Below are 24,084 nucleotides of genomic sequence, written 5' to 3' on the forward strand. Positions count from 1 at the left end.
GGATTACCATGCCAAGGAGTGATCGTTTTTATACCGACGTATACCTGCTGATTATGTTGACTACAGCACTTTTGGTCATCCGTTATTTGCCCTGCTTTTGTTCCATCGCTGCTTTTAGCAAATCACCCAAACTGGAGCCAAAAGATTCCTGCTTTTCAAATTGTCTTACTAGCTTTTGCTGTTCCCGTTTGTTTACCCGCTGCTTGTCATTATCCAACGTCTCAGTAATGCCGCAGGGCAGGCATCTTACATATAGCCCTGCCTTGCCCTCTTTCATTTCCATTTTCTTATGACACTGCGGACAACGTCGATTGGACAAACGTTTTTCCCCTGAACGACGGTAACCGCAATCCGCACTTGGACATACAAGGAACTTTCCTTTCTTCCCCTTCTTCTCCAACAGCTTTGTACCACAATCAGGACAATGACTATTCGTCACGTTGTGGGGCTTGTACTCCGCACTGCTATTTTTTACAGTGGAAACCAACTCTTTCGCCATAGCACGAATAGAATTCAAAAACGGTTCCGGTTGTCCTTGACCACGAGCAATCCGTTCCAGCTCCGCTTCCCAACGTGCCGTCAGTTCGGGCGTTCTAAGCTGTGGAGCCGCCAGTTCAATCAGTTGCTTACCTTTCCCTGTGGGATGCATCACGTTCCCCTGACGCTCAATCGTATCCGAGCTGACAAGCTTCTCAATCAGATCGGCACGGGTAGCAGGAGTACCCAGTCCATGCTTTTCCATCTGAGCGAGCAGGGCTGCTTCTGTATACCGCTTCGGCGGCATCGTTCGCCCAGCTCGTACAAGACAACGTTGTAACCGGACTGAATCTCCTTTTTGCAGCTCAGGTAAAATAACGCCTTGTCCATTGTTTTCCCGATCCTCTGCTTCTTCATCATCCATATCATAATGGTTCGCGTCATATACAGCAAGCCATCCGCTATCTTTTACCGTTGTGCCTTTTACCTGAAACGTCTCCTGCTCCACCGTTACTGATACGGCTACAGCATCATAACGTGCAGGTGGATAGAATAGACTGATAAAACGTCGTGCAATCAGATCATACAGTTTACGTTCCTCTGGGCTCAACTGATTAAGCAATAATGTCTGCTCAGTAGGAATAATCGCATGATGATCCGTGACTTTACTGTCATCCACAATTCGCTTTGTGATTGGTAGGTTGTTACGCAATAGCGGACGTGCCAAGGAAGCATATGGACCTACTGCTACACTACTGAGCCTTTCCTTAAGTGTGTCCACCATATCGGATGTCAGATAACGGCTGTCCGTACGTGGATAGGTCACCAGCTTATGCTGTTCATACAGACGCTGAAGCAGATTAGACGTTTGTTTAGCCGAAAAGCCATAGCGCTGATTAGCATCTCTTTGCAGCTCCGTTAAATCATACGCTAGCGGGTGAGGCTCGTTCTTTTCGCTCTTTTTAACACTCGCAACTGTGCCTTTGGCCCCCTCAAGCCTGCGGCGCAAAGCCTCTGCTTGAGTGCGGTCAAACATGCGTGAATCCCCGCTCTCTGCCCGCCAAGTTGCCTGAAAATCGCCGAAATCCGCCGTCAAAGTATCATATTCCTGAGAACGGAATTCGGTAATTTCTTTCTCACGCTCCATAATCATCCCCAGCGTTGGCGTCTGCACTCTTCCAGCCGAAAGTTGGGCGTTATAACGACAAGTCAACGCGCGAGTTACATTGAGACCAATCATCCAGTCTGCTTCAGCTCTACAGCGAGCCGATTCATATAAACGATCAAACTGCTGACCAGGCAATAGCTTTGCAAAACCTGCCTTAATCGCCTTGTCCGTCTGCGAGGAGATCCATAAGCGCCGGAAGGGCTTTTTCCAGTTTGCCATTTGGATGATCCAGCGTGCCAACAATTCTCCTTCACGAGCAGCATCTGTTGCCACGATAAGCTCTCCAATGTCCTGCCGCTTCATGAGCTGCTGCACAGCTTTGAACTGATGGTTACTTTCGCGCAGCACCTTTAACTTTGAACTCTTCGGAAGAATAGGCAGGTCCTCCAAATTCCAGGTCGCATACTTAGAATCGTAATCCTCCGGCTCTGCTAAGCCGACCAAATGTCCCAGTGCCCACGTCACCACGTACTGGGGTCCTTCTATATAACTTTTATGCTTCTCGCGGCTACCCATCACACGTGCAATCTCTCTGGCCACGGACGGTTTTTCTGCCAATACCAATACCTTCATGTTACGCTCCTTTCTCTCATAGTGTTAATTATACCATCCTGCCATCTTACGATAAATTCTAATGCCAACGGCTCTTATTAACATGATCCTACATACTATTGCTATTGCTTCTACATCAGTTAGGATAACTTACAAATCAGGCACACTCCATTTTAATAGCAGACCCGCATAGGTGAGTCCTCCCCCAAAACCATATAACAATACATGTTGTCCATACCGTAAACGTCCATCATCCAAACCACACTGCAAAGCCAACGGGATGGATGCCGCCGATGTATTACCATACAACTCTACGCTGGTCAGCGTTTTTTCCAAAGGTACTGTACTTCTTTCACATATGGACTCGATCATTCTCAAATTAGCGCTATGAGGGACAAACCAGTCAAGATCCTCCCTCTTCATATTTGCCTTATCCAATAATCGTTCGATTCCCGTTGGAACAGAGCGAACAGCCCATTTATAAACCTCGCGTCCATTTTGAGCAATAAATCCATGGTCTTGCAGCTTCTCTCCATCCAAATGATCAGATAATCCCACACGGTAAAGATGCGCTCCCCCTTGCCCATAAGTACCTATATCAGAAGTTAAAAATGATCCTTCATCCTCGTCATATTCAACAAGTGCAACTCCTGCACCATCTCCAAAAAGTATACACGTTGTCCGATCCGTATAATCTGTAATTTTGGACAACGTTTCGGCTCCCACTACTAGCACCTTACGATGCAGACCACTCGTAATAAGGCCATTTGCCAAATGAAGTCCATAGGAAAAACCTGCACATGCTGCACTAATATCCATTGACCCCGTGTTCGGAATATCAAAATGAGCCTGAATACGTGAAGCCGTGCTTGGAAAGTAGTAATCAGGTGTACTAGTCGCTACAATGATCATCTCAACATCGTTTATATTTACGTCATACAGGTTAATCATACGTGTAATAGCTTGTATACATAAATCAGATACATATTGATCTTCAGCCGCAATTCGTCTTTCACGCATACCCGTTCTTTGTACAATCCACTCGTCACTAGTGTCCACAAGCTTCTCCAAATCGGCGTTTGTCAAAATACGTTCAGGCACATAAGTGCCAAAGGCCGTAAGCTTTGCTTTTGAATTCAACAATTTGATCACTCTCCTTTGTAATCCTTATTCACATTATAACACCAGATACTAATACCTGGTACTAAATTATTTTAAAAACGTTTTCTTATTTACTAGTTAATATCCACTTATCCAGTTGAACTTATAACAAACTCACTTTAAATAAAATCCCTCTGCCTTTTAACGCAAAAAAGAGACCATGATCTTCAGAAGATCATGGTCTCTTTTGTTTGTTGCTTGGCGACGTCCTACTCTCCCAGGACCCTGCGGTCCAAGTACCATCGGCGCTGGAGGGCTTAACGGTCGTGTTCGGGATGGGTACGTGTGGAACCCCTCCGCTATCGCCACCAAACATGAATTTACATTATAAATTCTTTAACAGGAATCAGCATCGCCAAATGCTGTGTGTTCGCTTGTTTCATATAAGCTACTTGAGCTTATACAATACAAAACTTACACCCTGAAAACTGGATCCGAAACTTATTTGCGTTTTATTTTTAGGATAAGCCCTCGACCGATTAGTATTGGTCAGCTCCATGCATTACTGCACTTCCACCCCCAACCTATCTACCTCGTCGTCTTCAAGGGGTCTTACATACTGGGAAATCTCATCTTGAGGGGGGCTTCACGCTTAGATGCTTTCAGCGCTTATCCCTTCCGTACATAGCTACCCAGCGGTGCTCCTGGCGGAACAACTGGTACACCAGCGGTACGTCCATCCCGGTCCTCTCGTACTAAGGACAGCTCCTCTCAAATTTCCTACGCCCACGACAGATAGGGACCGAACTGTCTCACGACGTTCTGAACCCAGCTCGCGTACCGCTTTAATGGGCGAACAGCCCAACCCTTGGGACCTACTTCAGCCCCAGGATGCGATGAGCCGACATCGAGGTGCCAAACCTCCCCGTCGATGTGGACTCTTGGGGGAGATAAGCCTGTTATCCCCAGGGTAGCTTTTATCCGTTGAGCGATGGCCCTTCCATGCGGTACCACCGGATCACTAAGCCCGACTTTCGTCCCTGCTCGACTTGTAGGTCTCGCAGTCAAGCTCCCTTCTGCCTTTGCACTCTTCGAATGATTTCCAACCATTCTGAGGGAACCTTGGGGCGCCTCCGTTACTCTTTAGGAGGCGACCGCCCCAGTCAAACTGCCCACCTGACACTGTCCTCGCACCGGATCACGGTACCAAGTTAGAACCTAGATACGATCAGGGTGGTATCCCAAGGATGCCTCCTCTCAAGCTGGCGCTCAAGATTCAACGGCTCCCACCTATCCTGTACAGATCGTACCCAAATTCAATATCAAGCTGCAGTAAAGCTCCATGGGGTCTTTCCGTCTTGTCGCGGGTAACCTGCATCTTCACAGGTATTAAAATTTCACCGGATCTCTCGTTGAGACAGCGCCCAAGTCGTTACGCCATTCGTGCGGGTCAGAATTTACCTGACAAGGAATTTCGCTACCTTAGGACCGTTATAGTTACGGCCGCCGTTTACTGGGGCTTCGGTTCATAGCTTCGCCCGAAGGCTTACCACTCCCCTTAACCTTCCAGCACCGGGCAGGCGTCAGCCCGTATACTTCGCCTTGCGGCTTCGCACAGACCTGTGTTTTTGCTAAACAGTCGCTTGGGCCTTTTCACTGCGGCCCCCTCGGGCTATTCACCCTACCGAGGCACCCCTTCTCCCGAAGTTACGGGGTCATTTTGCCGAGTTCCTTAACGAGAGTTCTTCCGCGCGCCTTAGAATTCTCTTCTCGCCTACCTGTGTCGGTTTGCGGTACGGGCACCTTCTCCTGGCTAGAGGCTTTTCTTGGCAGTCTGAGATCATGACCTTCGCTACTACAATTTTCGCTCCCCATCACAGCCCAGCCTTACGATGTGCGGATTTGCCTACACACCAGCCTCACTGCTTAGACGGACATCCATCAGTCCGCGTCACTACCCTACTGCGTCACCCCATTGCTCATAACGGATTACGGTGGTACAGGAATTTCGACCTGTTGTCCTTCGACTACGCCTATCGGCCTCGCCTTAGGTCCCGACTTACCCTGAGCGGACGAACCTTCCTCAGGAACCCTTAGGCTTTCGGCGGATCTGATTCTCACAGATCTTTTCGTTACTCATACCGGCATTCTCACTTGAATGCAGTCCAGCGCTCCTTACGGTACACCTTCAACCCGCATTCAACGCTCCCCTACCCCTGATGCAAGCATCAAGCCATAGCTTCGGTGGTGTGTTTAGCCCCGTTACATTTTCGGCGCAGAGTCACTCGACCAGTGAGCTATTACGCACTCTTTCAATGGTGGCTGCTTCTAAGCCAACATCCTGGTTGTCTGTGCAACTCCACATCCTTTCCCACTTAACACACACTTGGGGACCTTAGCTGATGGTCTGGGCTGTTTCCCTTTCGACAATGGATCTTAGCACTCACTGTCTGACTCCCGGAACTAAATCTATGGCATTCGGAGTTTGACTGAGCTTGGTAACCCTTGCGGGCCCCGCACCCAATCAGTGCTCTACCTCCACGATTCTTTTTTCCGAGGCTAGCCCTAAAGCTATTTCGGGGAGAACCAGCTATCTCCGGGTTCGATTGGAATTTCTCCGCTACCCCCACCTCATCCCCGCATTTTTCAACATGCGTGGGTTCGGGCCTCCAGTGCGTGTTACCGCACCTTCACCCTGGACAGGGGTAGATCACCCGGTTTCGGGTCTACGTCCACGTACTCATTCGCCCTATTCAGACTCGCTTTCGCTGCGGCTTCAGCTCTTCACCTTAACCTTGCACGGGAACGTAACTCGCCGGTTCATTCTACAAAAGGCACGCCATCACCCATAGATCGGGCTCTGACTTCTTGTAAGCACACGGTTTCAGGATCTATTTCACTCCCCTTCCGGGGTGCTTTTCACCTTTCCCTCACGGTACTGCTTCACTATCGGTCGCCAGGGAGTATTTAGCCTTGGCAGATGGTCCTGCCGGATTCATACGGGGTTTCACGTGCCCCGCACTACTCGGGATCCGTCTCGGAGAGAACAAGTTTTGAACTACAGGGCTTTTACCTTCTCTGGCGGGCCTTTCCAGACCTCTTCATCTAACCGGTTCCTTTGTAACTCCATGTGAGACGTCCCACAACCCCAAGGAGCAAGCTCCTTGGTTTGGGCTAATCCGCGTTCGCTCGCCGCTACTGACGGAATCACTATTGTTTTCTCTTCCTCAGGGTACTTAGATGTTTCAGTTCCCCTGGTCTGCCTCTATTCTGCCTATGTATTCAGCAGAAAGTGACTGTCGATGAAGACAGCCGGGTTTCCCCATTCGGACATCCCCGGATCAAAGCTTGCTTACAGCTCCCCGAGGCCTTATCGTTGTTCGCCACGTCCTTCGTCGGCTCCTGGCGCCTAGGCATCCTCCGTGTGCTCTTTGTAGCTTAACCTAGACTTTTCTTTCAAAGAAAGAAAATGTCGATGTTCGATAAAGAATGATTTTTGCCAAAGGCAAAAGATCTTTCCTTACCTGCTACCTTTATTTCACTTGTTTACACAAGATCAGCTTAAAGGAATATTCTAAAACGCAATTTCGTTTCGGTATCCAGTTTTCAAGGTGCAAAGCTGTAAATAACCAGCTTTTTTGAGAGTTTGAGCTCTCAAAACTGAGCAACGAGTGAGTAACAGGCCTAAACCTGAGTTTTGAAGCTTACGCTTCATATTTGAATGTTTCCATTGCAGGAAACGATTCTCCATAGAAAGGAGGTGATCCAGCCGCACCTTCCGATACGGCTACCTTGTTACGACTTCACCCCAATCATCTACCCCACCTTCGGCGGCTGGCTCCCTTGCGGGTTACCCCACCGACTTCGGGTGTTGTAAACTCTCGTGGTGTGACGGGCGGTGTGTACAAGACCCGGGAACGTATTCACCGCGGCATGCTGATCCGCGATTACTAGCAATTCCGACTTCATGTAGGCGAGTTGCAGCCTACAATCCGAACTGAGACCGGCTTTTCTAGGATTGGCTCCACCTCGCGATTTCGCTTCCCGTTGTACCGGCCATTGTAGTACGTGTGTAGCCCAGGTCATAAGGGGCATGATGATTTGACGTCATCCCCACCTTCCTCCGGTTTGTCACCGGCAGTCTGCTTAGAGTGCCCAGCTTGACCTGCTGGCAACTAAGCATAAGGGTTGCGCTCGTTGCGGGACTTAACCCAACATCTCACGACACGAGCTGACGACAACCATGCACCACCTGTCTCCTCTGTCCCGAAGGAAAGGCCTATCTCTAGACCGGTCAGAGGGATGTCAAGACCTGGTAAGGTTCTTCGCGTTGCTTCGAATTAAACCACATACTCCACTGCTTGTGCGGGTCCCCGTCAATTCCTTTGAGTTTCAGTCTTGCGACCGTACTCCCCAGGCGGAATGCTTAATGTGTTAACTTCGGCACCAAGGGTATCGAAACCCCTAACACCTAGCATTCATCGTTTACGGCGTGGACTACCAGGGTATCTAATCCTGTTTGCTCCCCACGCTTTCGCGCCTCAGCGTCAGTTACAGCCCAGAGAGTCGCCTTCGCCACTGGTGTTCCTCCACATATCTACGCATTTCACCGCTACACGTGGAATTCCACTCTCCTCTTCTGCACTCAAGCTCCCCAGTTTCCAGTGCGACCCGAAGTTGAGCCTCGGGATTAAACACCAGACTTAAAGAGCCGCCTGCGCGCGCTTTACGCCCAATAATTCCGGACAACGCTTGCCCCCTACGTATTACCGCGGCTGCTGGCACGTAGTTAGCCGGGGCTTTCTTCTCAGGTACCGTCACTCTTGTAGCAGTTACTCTACAAGACGTTCTTCCCTGGCAACAGAGCTTTACGATCCGAAAACCTTCATCACTCACGCGGCGTTGCTCCGTCAGGCTTTCGCCCATTGCGGAAGATTCCCTACTGCTGCCTCCCGTAGGAGTCTGGGCCGTGTCTCAGTCCCAGTGTGGCCGATCACCCTCTCAGGTCGGCTACGCATCGTCGCCTTGGTAGGCCTTTACCCCACCAACTAGCTAATGCGCCGCAGGCCCATCCACAAGTGACAGATTGCTCCGTCTTTCCTCCTTCTCCCATGCAGGAAAAGGATGTATCGGGTATTAGCTACCGTTTCCGGTAGTTATCCCTGTCTTGTGGGCAGGTTGCCTACGTGTTACTCACCCGTCCGCCGCTAGGTTGATTAGAAGCAAGCTTCTAATCAACCCCGCTCGACTTGCATGTATTAGGCACGCCGCCAGCGTTCGTCCTGAGCCAGGATCAAACTCTCCATTAAAGACCAACCGAAGTTGGTTTATAGAAAGAGCGATAAGCTCATTTTGAAACTGACGAGATAAAAATATCTCTTGTTTGATTTTGCGAACAAAATCATTTTACTCACTCGTTGTTCAGTTTTCAAAGATCAAACATTCTTTTTCGTTGATTTAGCTTGTCACTTCATCAACTCTTATATCATATCATGTCCGAACCAACTTTGCAAGCATTTTTTTGAAATCTTTTTTTGTAACACTCGCTCGCAACATTGTATTTCTTGGCCGGAATTAGAATATACCATATGCATATCCCTATTGCAAGCATTTATTAGATAAGATTTCACAATGCTTTATTTATTATTCGTTTTCCTTCTATATAATAGCTTCTTTGTATCTATCTGCGTCTAACTACAAAAAAAGAACCTCTTCCCTTAAGCAACAGGAAAGAGGTTCTGTGCTCTATATCTACTGATTATTCGGAGCCCATAAAGGCAAAGCGGATCACTACAATAATAGCAAGCACCCACATGAGCCAGTGAATTTTAACTTTATTGCTGGTAAACAGATTACTGAACACAGCCAGCACAACGTAAGACAGAATACCAGCAGAGATACCATTCGCGATTCCACCTGTGAAAGGCATTAGCACGATGGTCAAAAATGCAGGAAATGCCAACAGGAAGTTATCCCAGTCGATGTTGCGAACCTGACTCATCATTAGGACCCCAACGATAATCAGAGCTGGAGCAGTAGCGGCAGAAGGCACAACCAGAGCCAATGGTGCAATAAACAGGGCCAACAAGAACAGAACACCTGTCGTTACAGCAGTCAGTCCGGTACGTCCGCCTTCTTCTACCCCTGCGGAGCTTTCTACGAATGCTGTAATCGTACTTGTACCCAATACTGCGCCGGTACTTACGCCAACAGCATCCACCAGCATCGCTTTACCGATAATTTTCTCGCCTTTTTTCTTATCTTTCATTATACCCGCGCGTGTAGCTGTACCTACCAAGGTACCGAACGTATCAAACAACTCTACAAATGTGAAAATGAAAATGATATCAAACAGACCAATATGCAAAGCTGCTTTCAAGTCTAACTGACCTACAGCCAAATTACTGAAATCAGGAATCCAGTTGCCTGTTGTCAAGCTACTCAGATTTGTTACTCCCATCGGAATACCGATTAATGTAGTAGCTACGATCCCTATCAGCAATGCACCTTTGACCCGAACGACCATCAGTGCTGCGATAATAAGCAATCCGATTAGCGCCAGCAGTGCATCCTTTTGATGTACCAGACTTCCCAGAATCAAATTAAAAGCATGACCCGGAACCGGCTGACCAACATCTGTCCCTGGAACGATGCTCACCATAACCAGATTACAAAGCTTGAAGCCGACAATCGTAATAAACAAGCCGATACCCACTGTAATGGCTGTCTTTAAATTTTCCGGAACCGCAACAAGCAGCATCTGTCTTACTCGTGTCACGGTTAAAATCAGAAAGACGATACCGGATATAAATACAGCGCCAAGTGCCGCTTGCCAAGTAATCATGCCATTCGAACTCAGGACTACAGTCATAAAATAAGCATTCAAGCCCATACCCGGCGCCATGCCGATCGGCACATTAACGAATAAACCCATCAGTATGGTAACCAAACCTGCACCTACCGCCGTAGCAAAAAAGACAGCTTCACTGGGCATACCTGCTCCAGTCGGACCTAAAAAAGTATTGTTGACCACCAGAATATAAGCCATGGTCATAAAAGTAGTAATCCCCGCAATAATCTCTGTGCGGACGTTCGTGCCATGTTCCTTTAATTTAAAGAAACGCTCCATGAGTCGTAATTCCTCCTACGCAAAGCATACTCGTATTGTTATCGTTCGTTTGAAGTAATATTCGCATTCATATGCGCTATATTATTACATTCGTTATTTTAGGCTCTCACCTACTGCTTGTCAACAGAAAAAGCGAATGTTACAAATTGAACACATATGTATTGTTCGGAAAACAGAAAACCCGCAAGCTATTATTCAGCTGACGGGTTATGATTTAGAGGAATCAGAGATTTTTGTACTTATCAAAGGCATTCGCTGTGTCTGGTATATTTTCCAGATAAACGATCTTACCTTCCGCATCCAGCCGGGCCTTGTCCACTCCAGTAAGTGTATAAACTTCGCCTGTTGCTTTTTTACCACACACTGCCCATTTGGTTTGATAGGTATCAGGTTCTCTGGGTACAGGTTTCCAACCTTCATACATATGCTTGATTTCGAGCGATCCCTCAAAGAACATATTCAAGAAGCTTTTCCAACTGTCCATACCTTGTTTTCGATCACCATTCAATACAAACTCAATCTTCTCAGAAAAAAGGCTAATTAATCGTTCTCTACTCTTCTCGTCATCTTTTGCTAAATCATAGTAGTGAAAATATTCTTCTAAAATCTTCATCGTGTGCAATTCCTTTCGTGCTGTATATGTGTATGCGTCCTTATGAGAAGGTTATTGCAATTTTACCGACAGCGTGGTGAGTTTCGCTTAAAGCGTGTGCGTCATACAAACCTTTTTGTGAAAAAGGAAACGTAGCTCCTACTACCGATCTTACTTTCTTTTGCTCCAACAGATCGGCAATTTCCTGTAGTTGCTGTCCGTTGGGCTCCAGCCATATATTTTGGGCCGTTACGTTGTACTCCTTCACCAGCTCTTCGTCAAAATTGCTGACAATGGATATGATCCGTCCGGTATCCCTTTTCATTACCTTAAAGCTATTCTTCTGAACATCCCCACCCATCGTATCGAACACCACGTCCACATCAGATAAAACTTCCTCAAAACGAGTTGTACGATAGTCAATGATTTGGTCGGCTCCCAATGAAGCAAGCAATTCATGATTACGCTCACTGGCTGTAGTAATGACATAGGCTCCGGCCTGTTTGGCAAACTGGATAGCAAACATGCCTACGCCACCTGCACCTGCGTGGATTAATACTTTCTCCCCTTTGGTCAGTTGACCATGTGTAAAGAGCGCCTGCCAAGCAGTCAACCCCGCCAAAGGTACAGAAGCGGCTTCTTCCCAAGAAGTTGAGGCAGGTTTACGTGCCAGCAAGTGATCATCCACCAAGGTATACTCGGCATAAGTACCGAACCGTGTGGTGTCCGGGCGTGCAAACACTTCATCTCCCACTTTCCAATCGGTGACCTCGCTGCCTACTTCCGAAATAGTGCCGGCTACATCCCAGCCTAAAATAATCGGGAACTCCCAATCCATCATTTGTTTTAAGTAACCTTCACGCAGCTTCCAGTCAATTGGATTGATGGAGGTAGCCGCCACTTTGACTACAACCTGATGAGCCTGTGGTGTAGGAGTAGCCACTTCTCTTTCTTTCAATTCATCCTTGCTTCCATACTGATCTATAACGATGGCTTTCATATTCATTTCCTCCTCGCACATTTACATATTCTTTACATTGCTAGACATACGCTGTAGCACATCTGTCAAAGCCACAATTTCCTCATCTGTAAACTTACAGAGCAGCTTTTCCTGAAAGGCTTGTCTTTGCTCTGACAAAACTTGCAGCTCTTGAACCCCTAATTCGGTCAAACATATATAGGTCACACGCTTATCCTGCTCTTTTTTACTACGTAAAATCAGACCTTCCTCTTCCAGCCTTCTCAGATGTCGGGTTACTGCTGCACCATCCAGAACGAGCAGGTGTTGGAGTTCCAGCTGACTTAGTTCCTGACGATGATCAATATGATACAAAATTTCAACCTTGGTAAAGCTGGTTTTTAACTGTGCTTCAAAGGCGTTATTCATTTCTTTACACAAAAGATGCATGCGATAAAACAACTGGCTTTTTTCAGAGCAATGTTCGATGACAAACCCTCCTCCTAATACTTGACCTATCAATTGATATATCAAGTATTATACACCCCCTCTAAAAATAAACAAGCCCTGAGACAAGTCTATATATACAAATCCTACAATCACAAAAAAATGCTCAAGCTAAACGAATAAGCCTGAGCAATCTAGAATTTGTAGTTAGTAGGGTCATTGGATAAAACGATGAAATGGTCCAAATTACAGTGTATTCATAAATCCGATAATACGGGCCGCCATCCGCTCGTGGCCTGCCTGATTCGGGTGCAGGCCGTCAGGAACACCATTTTCCCCTGTAAAGTACATCTGTTTATGTACAGGCAATAGTGGTTGAATTCCGGCGATATTCCACAGATCGCAGCACGGGAAAGAATAAAGTGAGGCCACTTCTCTCACGGCCTGTGCATACGCGCTATAGACTTGACCAGTAATGGCATTAGGCAGATGCTCAGGAACCGTATCACTTGATCCGTGAGGCGGAGTCAAAAAGACGATCAGCTTGTCCGGGTAACGGTTAATTAGTCCTTCGGCAATATGCTTGAGCGCACCATAAAACGTACGCGTTTCTGTCGATGGCGTATCCAAGCTACCGAACGGTATTTCTCCCATCGAAAAATCGTTTCTTCCCCCCATAAAAAAGATCACGTCTGCATGAGGGTTCATTTTCTCATAACGCTCACACATCGGTTCAAAACCGCCGCTGGCTACACTGCTGCCGGATATGCCGTGATTCTCAAAGGTTAGGAATCCCAGTGCGTCGCTCACAAGGTGGGGGTAAGGCTTTTCTCCATCACGCAATTCATATCCAAACGTAATGCTATCGCCCAGAAATACAGCATGGCTGCCTTGGTATTTGCCTTGATTGATTGTCATTCGATATCTCTCCTATCTATTAGATCGTATTGTTGATTTCGATAAATTTATGTTCAATCGCTGTCATTTCGTGATTTGACCGGGTTATTAAATATGTATCCATGTAGCCGAAGGTTGGGGGAGCGGGCAAATAGGATGTTACTTTAAATTGCCGCGCCAGCTTTTTGGACATGAGGGTGATTCCCATTCCCATCAAGGAAAATTGCACCATCGTATCAAACACACCGACCTCCACCACCTCGCCATGGGTCAATTGCATGTCCTGATACATCTTCTCTAAATACGTGAGATACAGGCAGCCATCCGACAATATGATAATAGACGCTCCTTGGAGTACCTGTTTGAGATCCGAGCCTTCATGTATGCCTTTCCCCACCAGCACCAGTTCTTCACGGCATATTTTTTGATAATGAATATACGGGTTGGCGGGATACCCTGTAACAAAAGCAATATCGAGTTCGCCGTCAAGGATCAATCGCTCCATTTCCGTCGTGGTTCCGGTTTTTAATGTAACCGAAGCCTGCGGATACAGCTCATATACCTTCGTGAGCGCCCTCGTTGTTTCGCCCGCCACGATGGACTGCATGGTACCGATGCGCAGCTTTTCCTCCTGCGGTCTCATTTTCATCTCCGTGTCTTGCCATAGCAACAACATTTGCTTGAACTGAGCATACAAGGTTTCTCCTGCGGGTGTCAGCTCCATACCACGGGGCTTTCGGTAAAATAACGCTGTGCCGTAATGGGCCTCCAGCTTCTTTATTTTGGCCGTCATATTCGATTGCAGGTGATTCAACTTTTGTGCTGCTTCTGTCAGGCTTCTCAGCTCTGCCACCGAAACAAATGCCTGCATATTTTCAATATCCATCCCTTCACCTCCCATCAAATAAAATGATACCTGTATCATAAACAAGCATTATTATTTATGAGTTAAGTGTATTATATTGGCCTTGGATGCTATTTTCCACCCTCATTTTAAAAATCAGGAGGTATGGCAACATGATCAAAAAGAAGATTCGTGTAGGTATCGTAGGAGGTTCGATGAATAATAAATGGGCCAGTCAAACGCATATTCCGGCTTTGCTCAAGCACTCGAACCTGGATATCACTGCCGTCGGTACCTCTCGTATGGAGAGTGCGCGACAAAGCGCAGAAGAAGTAGGTGCGGCACTAGCTTTTGATGATTCCAAAAAGCTCGCAGCTTCCGAGGATGTGGACATGGTCGTGGTGAGCGTAAAAGTTCCCCATCATTACGAGGCGGTGATGGCGGCAATTCAAGAGAGAAAGCATATTTTTTGTGAATGGCCCTTGGGGGCAAACACTGCGGAAGCTGCTGAAATGGCCAAAGCGGCGGAACTGGCAGGCATTCATCATACCGTCGGCTTGCAGGCACGGCAGGATCTTGAAGTGCAAACGATGAAAAAGCTCGTGGAGGGCGGAGAGATTGGTGAAATTATATCCTGTCATATGCAAGTAGCTACTCCCGGCAAAGGAGGACAAGTAAATCAGGACACTGCTTATCTGCTGAATAGAGCCAATGGGGCTAATCTGCTCACGATTAATGGCGGGCATTCCTTGGATGCGCTGCAATACATCGTTGGCGAATTCCGCGAGCTATCGGCCATCACATCATCTCGTTATCACGAAGCCACTATTCAGGAAACGGGTGAAGTCATTTCCAAGGATACAGCCGATCAGATTCTGATTCACGGAATATTGGAAAAAGGAGCACCGGTATCCGTTCACATTCAAGGTGGAGTGAGTTCTAAGTTTGAGATAGAGATTCAAGGAAAAAAGGGCATTTTGCGTTTGTCACAGAATCCTTCGCTTGGGCATGTTCAATTCGGGAATCTAACGCTCGAAAAACTTGTGTACGATCCAAGCAGTACGCAGAGTCATGGTCCTAATGGTGCTTTTGAACAAATAAGTATAACTAGAGAGCCTAATATAAGCCTGGATTTCCCAAGAGAAGGGGTAACCCTAAATGTAGCCAAGGCTCATTATGTTTTTGCCGAGGATATTTTGACACACACCCGTCTCGCTCCCGATTTCAACCATGCCTTAAAGCTGCATCAGCTACTGGACCGCATTGAGGAATCGGCTGCAACTGGGAAAAGGATCGTATGGTAAGGTAGTATTATAAAAAAGAACCTTTAACACCACGATAGATGTGGAGCTAAAGGTTCTTGATCTTTTAAAATCATGCATTCTCGACCTTTATACTGTCATTTTCAACCAAAATAACTTCCGCGTTGCTGATTGGATATAAATTTAATTGGCTGCCATATTCCTCAATGATGCTCTCCACCGCTTTTTTAAACGGGATGTTCGTATGGTGGGGGACTGGATAGAATTCAATTATCCCGAGCGCAATAAAGGAATCCAAAGCAGGCGCCTCCTCCACATTGTCCATAAGTCGGGCATATTCGATATTCGGTGATAAAATCATCGAACCTGCCGATTCGCCTATATATAACTTCCCTGCATTAACTTCATCAGCAATGATTTTGTCAGCCCCGGTTCTTCTCAACTCTTGAAGTAAATAAAATGTGTTGCCTCCGGTAATATAAATATAGTCATTTTCTCTAATTTTACTCTCTATTTCGTTCAATGTTGCTGTGCCGATTTCGATTTCATCCACGACTAATCCTAAGTTCTCTAATGCTTTTTTCCCTGAATCCACATAAAACTTAACTTTCTCTGGAATACTTGCGGTTGGGATGAAGGTGACTTTTTTTCCTTCTAAGTTTTCACCAGCGAAATGGACTAAGCATGGTGCAACATCCTTAAATGAGGACGACAGAAATAATTTTTTCATCTCTTTATTCTCCTTAGAACAGCGTTTAATAAAACGAGATATGCAACACTTTAATCTAGGTACATTATAAAATATATTAGTATCAAAACATGACACCATTAGAGCATGACATGAAAAAGAAGTGAAAGTTTAATTTCATACTTGATTTAAGCTATTTATAGCTTGAATCTAATAAAACCATATAAAAAAAGGAGACATTACCATTGAATAATATCTCCTTTTTTCAGCTTCATATTCCGTTTTGCAACAATAAATGACTTCATATCTCCGCCGCATGAGGCAATGCTGTTCGCCTTTAGCTAACCCCCGTCGATTGAGGTTGCCGTACAGTAAACTTTCCCGAGCAAAGGTTCGACCTGGCACCCGTAAAAAAGACTCCAACCGCATAGCGATATTTCGCCGATACGGAGGAGTCCTGATGTTGTATTGGTAAATCTTAAAGGATTGATGGTTACGGCGCGGGAGTCTCCGCGTTTATTCCCACTCAATCGTTGCTGGTGGTTTGGAGGTGATATCATACACGATGCGATTCACGTTATCCACTTCGTTTACGATACGTACCGAAATTTTCTCCAGCACATCCCAAGGGATACGTGCCCAGTCGGCGGTCATACCGTCGATGGAGGTTACTGCACGAATACCTACAGTGTAAGAATACGTACGAGCATCGCCCATAACGCCAACACTCTTCATATTCGGCAAAGCGGTGAAGTATTGCCAGATTTCCCGGTCCAGACCGGCTTTAGCAATCTCCTCGCGCAAAATGTAATCCGACTCACGAACAATGGTTAGCTTGTCCTCTGTCACTTCACCCAGCACACGAATGGCAAGACCCGGACCTGGGAACGGCTGACGCCATACAATCTCAGGTGGCAGTCCGCATTCTTCGCCGACTTTACGCACTTCGTCCTTGAACAGGGCATTCAACGGCTCGATCAGCTTGAACTTCATGTTCTCCGGCAAACCACCCACATTATGATGGGATTTAATGGTCTGTGCCGTTGCTGTTCCGCTCTCTACAATATCCGTATACAGTGTACCTTGTGCCAGGAAAGTAAAATCGTCGAATTGAGAAGATTCTTCCTCGAACACATAGATAAACTCGTTACCGATGATTTTACGTTTTTGTTCCGGATCATCAACTCCTGCCAGCTTGGACAAGAAGCGCTCACGTGCGTCAATTTTGACAACTTTCATATCAAATTTACCAACGAACGTCTCCATTACACTTTCGGCTTCACCTTTGCGCAGCAATCCATGGTCAATGAACATACACGTCAGTTGGTCACCGATCGCTTTGTGAATAAGCATCGCTACAACAGAAGAATCCACGCCACCGCTTAAGGCACACAATACTTTCTTGTCGCCAACCTGTTGACGAATCTCACGAATTTGATCTTCAATGAACGATTCCATGGTCCAGTTGCCTTCACAACCACACACTTCATAAAGGAAGTTGCTGATCATCTCGTTACCTTGAACGGAATGACGTACCTCTGGATGGAATTGCACCGCATACAGATTCCGCTCCAGGTTACTCATCGCGGCAATCGGCGCACTCTCTGTTCCTGCATCTAGTGTAAATCCGGTTGGCAGATCTGTAACGTGATCCCCATGGCTCATCCATACGGTTTGACGAGAATCCAGTCCTTTAGCCAAGCGAGCATCCTGATTGAATTGCACGTCTGCTTTGCCATACTCACGCTTGCCCGCACGTTCTACCTTACCATCCAGTTGGTGAGCCATCAGTTGCATGCCATAGCAAATACCAAAGATAGGAATGCCAAGATCATAAATTGCCCGATCCACCTGAGGAGCATTGTCTGTATATACGCTGGAAGGTCCGCCTGAGAAAACAATCCCTTTTGGCGCCAGCTCTCTCAGCTTCTCCGCAGGCGTATTGTATGGAAGGAGCTCGCTATATACACCGAGATCCCGAATTCTTCTTGCGATTAACTGGTTGTATTGTCCTCCAAAATCGAGAACTACAACGATTTCATTAGGCTTATTCATTACCGTGCCTCCCTCAATTGTTCGTTTCATTATACGCAACGATAAAACAAGACGTCAAGAAATCAACCGGAGTTGAGTGGGCATGAAAAGATTGTTAAAATGAATTGATTCTAAAATACTCAATCTGTTCGTAGGAGTGTAAACGATGGATGTGCTGAAGTGGATCGCGCAATTGTTCGAAGAATACGGCTACGGCGTCCTTTTTTTCGGCTTGCTGCTTGAGTTTATTGCTTTACCTTTTCCCGGGGAAACCACAATGGCTTATGCGGGATATCTTTCCTATGCCGGTACCCTGGATTTCGGTAAACTGGTGCTGCTAGCTTTCTTGGGCACAACCATCGGTATGACTATTACCTACTTTATCGGAAAGTGGGCTGGACTCCCCTTTATTCAGAAATACGGTAAATGGGTTTTGTTATCGCCGGACAAGCTTCAGAAAACACAAAAATGGTTTCAACGATATGGATACTGGCTTATTTTCCTTGGATATTTCATTCCCGGTGTCAGGCATTTTACCGGTTATTTTGCCGGAATTATTGCTCTTTCTTTCCGTAAATTTGTCTTGTATGCTTACAGCGGTGCTTTATTCTGGGTCATCCTCTTTCTAAGCATCGGCAAGCTGTTTGGTCCCCAATGGGATGTCATTTTCCATTTGGTAGAGCTGTATGCACTGCGAATTGCGGGAGTCGTTGGGTTTATGATCCTGCTGTATATTATTTACCGGTGGAGAAACTTTCTGATTAGTTGGCTACGCAAATCCGAAAAATCAGTGAAAACCAGCAACAAGGATGACACGGAGTAGTCAAACTCCTGCTGCCTTACGACTACGGGTCCTTGCATAATACATTGAAATCACGATAGATATCACAACAAACCCCGCGCCTCCACCCAAGCCCAACATACGCGGCTCCATCATTTCAATCGCCACCCCTGCTCCAAACATAGACAGTCCGATGATACCTTGGCTCCACGCCGTCAGCATGCCCAACAATGGACCCTGTAAATACAATGGGGTCTCTACAATGGGGTCTCCTGCATTAATAATGTATCCAGACAAATCGCCCCCACCCCGCCAGCCAACGAAATTAAGAAGTAAATGGCAACCGCCGCCCATACGTGATAAATACCGCTTAATCCCATAAGTAAAATCCCTTCCAACCAAAAGGCACACCAGTCCTCCCTTCAACAAAGAACGACTGAATAAACGCCCTATTGCATAGCTGGCAACCAGACCCGCGCCCAAAGCGGCGTAAAACAATCCGATCCCGGCATCGCCCAGCCTGAATTCCTGCACTGCATATACACTGATCAGAACATTATCAATGCCATTGAGCATGGGAACCAGCAACTCAAATGCAACAACGACTTGGAGAGGAACGGATGCACGAATACAGTCCAACATTCGCGATCTGCTCCGGTTTGGATGATCTAACAACGAAGGGCTTTTATGTGGTTTAACACAGGAATCCTCCCTGTTTATTTTCTCCTTCATGACAGGTGGGAATGCAATATTGCGAACGATCAGACCTGCGGTAAAAAAACTTGCTGCGTTCAGTATAAATGCGGCTTGTGGTCCAAAGAGAGCAGATATGATGCCTCCGGCAGCAGCACCAACGACCAGCACCAGCCCACTCATCACTTGCTCAAGACTGTTCACTTTCAATAACTCCGACGGACGAACAAGCAGCGGGATGGATGATTTACGAGCAGGAGCATACACCGCTTCTCCGCAAGCTAGAAGGGTACTAACCCCATAAATGATCCATATATCCTCAGGACTATGAACACTTAAAAAACCAAGGGCTACCAAGCCTCTGAATAGATCCGTGGTCATCATAAGTGTACGCCGGGATATGCGGGTAATAAGCACACCCGCCGCAGGTGACAGGACTAAAAAAGGAATCACTCGCAATCCCAGCATGATACCTACGCTGAATCCTGAACTAGTAAGCCGATAAATCAAAGCCAACAAAGCGATCTGACAGAAACGGTCTCCAATTCCGTTAATGATGCCTGCGGCAAATAACTTCCTGTATTGCCTGTCTAACATTTTAAACAGCTCCATATCGATAGAATTCTTTTATTATATATAAATCTAATTAGTTATTTGTCTAATTTATAAGTTTACTATACAACCGTCAAGGCATAAATCCATATATTCAGAGCATACTAAGCCAAGAAACTCCAATATCGGAGGATTTTACGTATGCCAAATCAGAATAAAAGTTGTCCAGTTACTCATGTGTCCTCTAACTTGAGGGATAATGTAAACCATATTGAAAGCTCCTTTGGAAACAGCGGAGATTTAATCATTAAAGAGCTATTATGGATGCAAAAATGGCCAGCGGCTTTGTTTTATATCAATGGTCTGATTAACACTCAATTACTCCATGATTCCGTTCTGCGTTCATTAATGCGGGAAAACGAACATCATGTACCAGAGGGCGCGGAACCATTCGACTATTTAAAGGATCAAGTATTGATTGCTGGTAACTCAGGTAGTTTGGAGGAAATGGATATTACTGGTGTTTACTGTACTATCGGGAATAGAGGCTTTTAGTCGCGTTAGTGAGATGCTGTTATCTGTATATGTATTCATTTTCTGTGGTAACGGCTTGATCATTCCGCTTCTATTATGGGGTGTTTATCTCTGCAAGCAAAAGTGGAAGCATCGGCAAAACACATCTGGAAATTAACAAAAACCTTTTGAAACCAATGCGCCTGAAAGCACGATCCGGTTTCAAAAGGTTTTCTTTGGTTCTTCACTTACGCCATATCCTGAATGTATGCCATTGCAGCATCAATATGTCCTTTCACTCTTAAACCACGCCATTCATGAATTAGGATACCATTTTCATCAATAAGGAACGTAGACCGAACTATGCCCATATACTGCTTGCCGTACATCTGTTTTTGCTGCCATACACTATACGTCTCAGCCACCTGATGCTCTTCATCAGATAACAACTGAAAAGGGAGTCCGTACTTTGCAATAAACTTGTCATGCTGTTTGAGTGGATCAGGGCTTATCCCCAGAATCACCGTGTTCAGGTCTTCAAACTCCGCATGTTTATCCCGAAAATCACAAGCCTGGGTCGAGCAACTAGAGGTCAAATCCTTGGGATAGAAATACAACAATACCCTACTGCCTCGATAATCAGACAGCTTGACACGCTTTCCCTCACTCCCAGGCAATTCAAAATCCGGTGCCTCTTGCCCAATAACGGTAGATGTCGTGGACATCTCATCATCTCCTATCTTGTGGGGGTTCTTATGTGATCCGCCCTATGAGCCTGCGCCCCTGTAACGGCGAATCCCCCAGTTCCATGCCAGTAAGCCCAAGGTCAGAAAGACAATCCCCATCACAGGAGTTAAGAGCGCCATATGGCGCATGTCCTCTCGGTGAAGGAATAGGGAGGCTGGATATACACCAACAAAAGCAAAAGGTAGTATCCAAGTCAGCACAACCTGAATGGCTCGGTTATAGATCGTTACTGGATAACGTCCGTAGCCCTGAATATTGTACATGAGCGGGATAATTCCTGTAGGCGCATCCGAAAAGAATGAAAGAGAAGTCAATATGGTGTAAATGCCCGTATAGATTGCCACGGCACTTAGGCTCAAAACGATCAGCGCTGGTACGAACCACCACTCCATAGCCAAATCCATCTGTGCCCCGCTGATTCCCATAATAATCAGACCGATCACTGAGCCCACCAGCGCAGGCGGATCCACATTTTCAAGGAAAATCTGGAACAGATTATACGCGGGACGGGTCATTACCCGGTCGAGTTCACCTTTCACAATGTAACGCTCGCTAAAGTTCCAAAGGTTGACAAAACAACTGAATAGTCCGTATGGAACCATGAAAAATCCATAAACGAACACTACTTCATTTTCACTCCAGCCGCCCAAACTGTCTGTATGCATAAAAATAACCAGGATAAAAATAAGATTTGTGGCCTGAAACAGCAGGTCTGAAATCACTTCTACCCAAAAGTCGGCTCGATAGGTGAGCCGTGACTTCATGTAATTTTTTAAATATTCGCTAATGAGACCCAAATAGTACATCATCGGCTTACCCTCCCTGCACGAACAGACGTCTGCGCGCCAGTCGCCAAATGATGATCATCGGCACGAGCAGAACGACCAGCCAAATGATTTGGATACCCAGTACATTCCAGATGCCAACGCCTTTTACACGTCCCGTAAATACAGAGCCCGGCAAATAGGTAATCGCCTGAAACGGCATCCATTGGGCGATCGTCGCCAGCCAGCCTGGAAACAAACTGATTGGCAAAATCAACCCAGAAAACAGATCTACAACTACGCGCTTCATACGCATCATGCCCTCATTATTTTCGATAAAAAAGGCCGTTAACCCCGTAATAATATTGATCTGAGTGTTGATCATAAAGCTAAAAAACAGCATGACCAGAAAACCAACCCAGGCTACCGGATCCGTGGGAAGCTTTACCGGAAATAGCAGCATCGCAATCGCCATGCCTGGAATCATAAACAGCAGAAAACGGAACATTCCCTCGCCGAGTCCTTGCATAAATTTAACAAGTACATAGTTATAAGGTCGGATCATCTGAATTGCAATGCTTCCATCACGTATATCCGTCGAGATTTCACGATCCAGATTGTTAAAATAAAAGGCTCTCGCCATCCACGATACTGCTACATACGTCGTCATCTGAGCAGCGGTAAAACCTCCAATGCTACCCGCATCGCCATATATCGCTTTGTATGTGAAATAATATACGCCAATATTCATGCAATAAATAAGGATTCCTGAATAATAGTTCACACGATACGCAAGCATCGTGAGAAATCGGATACGAATAAAATCGGTGTATACGCTAAGCATGAACTTTGGCCTCCACTATCGGATTGCCCTGGCGTTCCGCCGAACCAGACTGATAGATACTGCGGACGATATCATCCGTGTTGGTTTCAATGATTTTGATATCCGTAATATCCGTGCGACCGACTACGCAAGCGAGAACATCCGATACATTAATATGAAGAGGAATCCATACTTTGGCAGCCAAATCATTATCCATCGTCCAAGCCAGTGGCATATCAGCAGTCCATGCCTGTAATTGTTCCAACTGGGTCGATGTGCCGAACTGGAACCGCACTTCTCGACCTGTCCCCCAACGCGCCTTCAGATCCTCCAGACCACCATCATAAATGATATTTCCATCATCCAGCATAATGACGCGCGAGCACAGCGCTTCAATATCCTGCAAATCATGGGTTGTCAGCAAAATAGTCGTACCATAATCCCGATTCATGTCCTTTAGAAACTCGCGGATTTCGGACTTTACCATAATATCGAGCCCAATGGTCGGCTCGTCCAGAAAAACAATGGACGGATTGTGCAGCAAGGCTGCTACTAACTCACAGCGCATCCGTTGCCCGAGACTAAGCTTGCGTACCGGGCGGCTTAGCAGATCCTGCAATTGCAGTCTCTCTACCAGCTCATCCAGCCTACGTTTGAAGTCCGTGGCCGGAACCTGATATACTTTCCGCAGTAGTTGAAAAGACTCGATCACACCGATGTCCCACCAAAGCTGGCTGCGCTGACCGAAAACAACACCAATGTTGCCTACAAATTTCTCGCGTTCCTCATAGGGGACATAACCGCCCACCTTGAGATGTCCCGATGTCGGCACGAGAATGCCTGTCAGCATCTTAATCGTGGTGGACTTTCCGGCGCCGTTCTCACCGATATAACCGCATATTTCTCCTTGCGGAATACGGAAGGATATATCTTTGACCGCGGCTACCTCGTTGTATTCGCGGGCGAATAAATCAAGGAAGGCACCTTTTAAGCCCTCGCGATTTTTTTGAACCTTAAATGTTTTGCGCAGATCCTGCACATCAATTGCCAGCATGTTATACC

At 46.4% G+C, this 24,084-nt stretch carries 18 protein-coding genes and 3 rRNA genes; 3 read left to right on the plus strand and 18 right to left on the minus strand.

The features are described from left to right. Positions 1-82: 82 nt before the first annotated feature. The 11 genes from MKX30_RS21030 to MKX30_RS21080 form a co-directional block, all read right to left on the minus strand. A complete protein-coding gene (locus MKX30_RS21030; RefSeq protein ID WP_341063425.1) occupies positions 83-2,218 on the minus strand; it encodes a DNA topoisomerase III in 2,136 nt (711 codons plus the stop codon). A 129-nt stretch (positions 2,219-2,347) separates the two neighbouring features. After that, positions 2,348-3,340, minus strand: a complete 993-nt coding sequence (locus MKX30_RS21035; protein WP_076265178.1) for a ketoacyl-ACP synthase III — start codon at positions 3,338-3,340, stop codon at positions 2,348-2,350. 214 nt (positions 3,341-3,554) lie between these two features. Beyond that, positions 3,555-3,671: ribosomal RNA gene (rrf, locus tag MKX30_RS21040) — 5S ribosomal RNA — on the minus strand. 146 nt (positions 3,672-3,817) lie between these two features. Beyond that, a 23S ribosomal RNA gene (locus tag MKX30_RS21045) occupies positions 3,818-6,742 on the minus strand. A gap of 309 nt (positions 6,743-7,051) precedes the next feature. Next, positions 7,052-8,607: ribosomal RNA gene (locus MKX30_RS21050) — 16S ribosomal RNA — on the minus strand. Together the 16S, 23S and 5S rRNA genes form the textbook arrangement of a ribosomal RNA operon. Positions 8,608-9,056: 449 nt before the next feature. After that, positions 9,057-10,427, minus strand: coding sequence for an NCS2 family permease (locus tag MKX30_RS21055; RefSeq protein WP_023987039.1), 1,371 nt, complete (start codon positions 10,425-10,427; stop codon positions 9,057-9,059). Positions 10,428-10,650: 223 nt separating this feature from the next. Continuing rightward, the gene (locus tag MKX30_RS21060; RefSeq protein ID WP_023987038.1) at positions 10,651-11,040 is read right to left on the minus strand and encodes a nuclear transport factor 2 family protein; all 390 of its coding nucleotides are present in this window, start codon (positions 11,038-11,040) and stop codon (positions 10,651-10,653) included. Positions 11,041-11,080: 40 nt separating this feature from the next. After that, complete coding sequence (locus MKX30_RS21065; protein ID WP_341063427.1) at positions 11,081-12,019, minus strand: NADP-dependent oxidoreductase; 939 nt, start codon at positions 12,017-12,019, stop codon at positions 11,081-11,083. 21 nt (positions 12,020-12,040) lie between these two features. Beyond that, positions 12,041-12,511 carry a MarR family winged helix-turn-helix transcriptional regulator gene (locus tag MKX30_RS21070; RefSeq protein WP_023987036.1) on the minus strand — a complete coding sequence of 157 codons (471 nt, stop codon included), beginning with the start codon at positions 12,509-12,511 and terminating at the stop codon, positions 12,041-12,043. A gap of 159 nt (positions 12,512-12,670) precedes the next feature. Beyond that, positions 12,671-13,342 carry an SGNH/GDSL hydrolase family protein gene (locus tag MKX30_RS21075; protein WP_023987035.1) on the minus strand — a complete coding sequence of 224 codons (672 nt, stop codon included), beginning with the start codon at positions 13,340-13,342 and terminating at the stop codon, positions 12,671-12,673. A 19-nt stretch (positions 13,343-13,361) separates the two neighbouring features. Continuing rightward, positions 13,362-14,207 carry a LysR family transcriptional regulator gene (locus tag MKX30_RS21080; protein ID WP_076265274.1) on the minus strand — a complete coding sequence of 282 codons (846 nt, stop codon included), beginning with the start codon at positions 14,205-14,207 and terminating at the stop codon, positions 13,362-13,364. Between the two features lie 131 nt (positions 14,208-14,338). Here MKX30_RS21080 and MKX30_RS21085 point away from each other — a divergent pair, with 131 nt between their 5' ends. After that, complete coding sequence (locus MKX30_RS21085) at positions 14,339-15,469, plus strand: Gfo/Idh/MocA family protein (RefSeq protein WP_341063429.1); 1,131 nt, start codon at positions 14,339-14,341, stop codon at positions 15,467-15,469. Between the two features lie 70 nt (positions 15,470-15,539). Here the strand turns inward: MKX30_RS21085 and MKX30_RS21090 are convergent, their stop codons facing one another. Both MKX30_RS21090 and guaA read right to left on the minus strand, forming a co-directional pair. Then, complete coding sequence (locus tag MKX30_RS21090; protein WP_076295349.1) at positions 15,540-16,157, minus strand: Type 1 glutamine amidotransferase-like domain-containing protein; 618 nt, start codon at positions 16,155-16,157, stop codon at positions 15,540-15,542. A 474-nt stretch (positions 16,158-16,631) separates the two neighbouring features. Continuing rightward, complete coding sequence (gene guaA / locus MKX30_RS21095; protein ID WP_023987031.1) at positions 16,632-18,170, minus strand: glutamine-hydrolyzing GMP synthase; 1,539 nt, start codon at positions 18,168-18,170, stop codon at positions 16,632-16,634. 145 nt (positions 18,171-18,315) lie between these two features. Between guaA and MKX30_RS21100 the strand changes: the two genes are divergently transcribed. Then, the gene (locus tag MKX30_RS21100) at positions 18,316-18,972 is read left to right on the plus strand and encodes a DedA family protein (protein WP_341063430.1); all 657 of its coding nucleotides are present in this window, start codon (positions 18,316-18,318) and stop codon (positions 18,970-18,972) included. Here MKX30_RS21100 and MKX30_RS21105 read toward each other — a convergent pair whose 3' ends face one another. After that, positions 18,973-20,220, minus strand: a complete 1,248-nt coding sequence (locus MKX30_RS21105; RefSeq protein WP_341063431.1) for an MFS transporter — start codon at positions 20,218-20,220, stop codon at positions 18,973-18,975. A 156-nt stretch (positions 20,221-20,376) separates the two neighbouring features. On the opposite strand from MKX30_RS21105, the gene MKX30_RS21110 reads away from it, so the two are divergent. Then, positions 20,377-20,730 carry a spore germination protein gene (locus MKX30_RS21110; RefSeq protein ID WP_068939403.1) on the plus strand — a complete coding sequence of 118 codons (354 nt, stop codon included), beginning with the start codon at positions 20,377-20,379 and terminating at the stop codon, positions 20,728-20,730. Positions 20,731-20,936: 206 nt separating this feature from the next. Here MKX30_RS21110 and bcp read toward each other — a convergent pair whose 3' ends face one another. The 4 genes from bcp to MKX30_RS21130 are packed head-to-tail and all read right to left on the minus strand — an operon-like array spanning position 20,937 to position 24,076. Further along, positions 20,937-21,413 carry a thioredoxin-dependent thiol peroxidase gene (gene bcp / locus MKX30_RS21115; RefSeq protein WP_341063432.1) on the minus strand — a complete coding sequence of 159 codons (477 nt, stop codon included), beginning with the start codon at positions 21,411-21,413 and terminating at the stop codon, positions 20,937-20,939. A 42-nt stretch (positions 21,414-21,455) separates the two neighbouring features. Continuing rightward, positions 21,456-22,244, minus strand: a complete 789-nt coding sequence (locus MKX30_RS21120; RefSeq protein ID WP_080710685.1) for an ABC transporter permease — start codon at positions 22,242-22,244, stop codon at positions 21,456-21,458. Between the two features lie 4 nt (positions 22,245-22,248). Beyond that, a complete protein-coding gene (locus MKX30_RS21125; RefSeq protein ID WP_053324641.1) occupies positions 22,249-23,043 on the minus strand; it encodes an ABC transporter permease in 795 nt (264 codons plus the stop codon). Further along, entirely contained in the window at positions 23,036-24,076 is a 1,041-nt protein-coding gene (locus MKX30_RS21130) for an ABC transporter ATP-binding protein (RefSeq protein ID WP_023987023.1), read from the minus strand. Before MKX30_RS21130 ends, MKX30_RS21125 begins: the two co-directional genes overlap by 8 nt. Positions 24,077-24,084: the final 8 nt, after the last annotated feature.

The sequence above is a fragment of the Paenibacillus sp. FSL P2-0173 genome (assembly GCF_038008045.1).
Taxonomy (GTDB): domain Bacteria; phylum Bacillota; class Bacilli; order Paenibacillales; family Paenibacillaceae; genus Paenibacillus; species Paenibacillus polymyxa_B.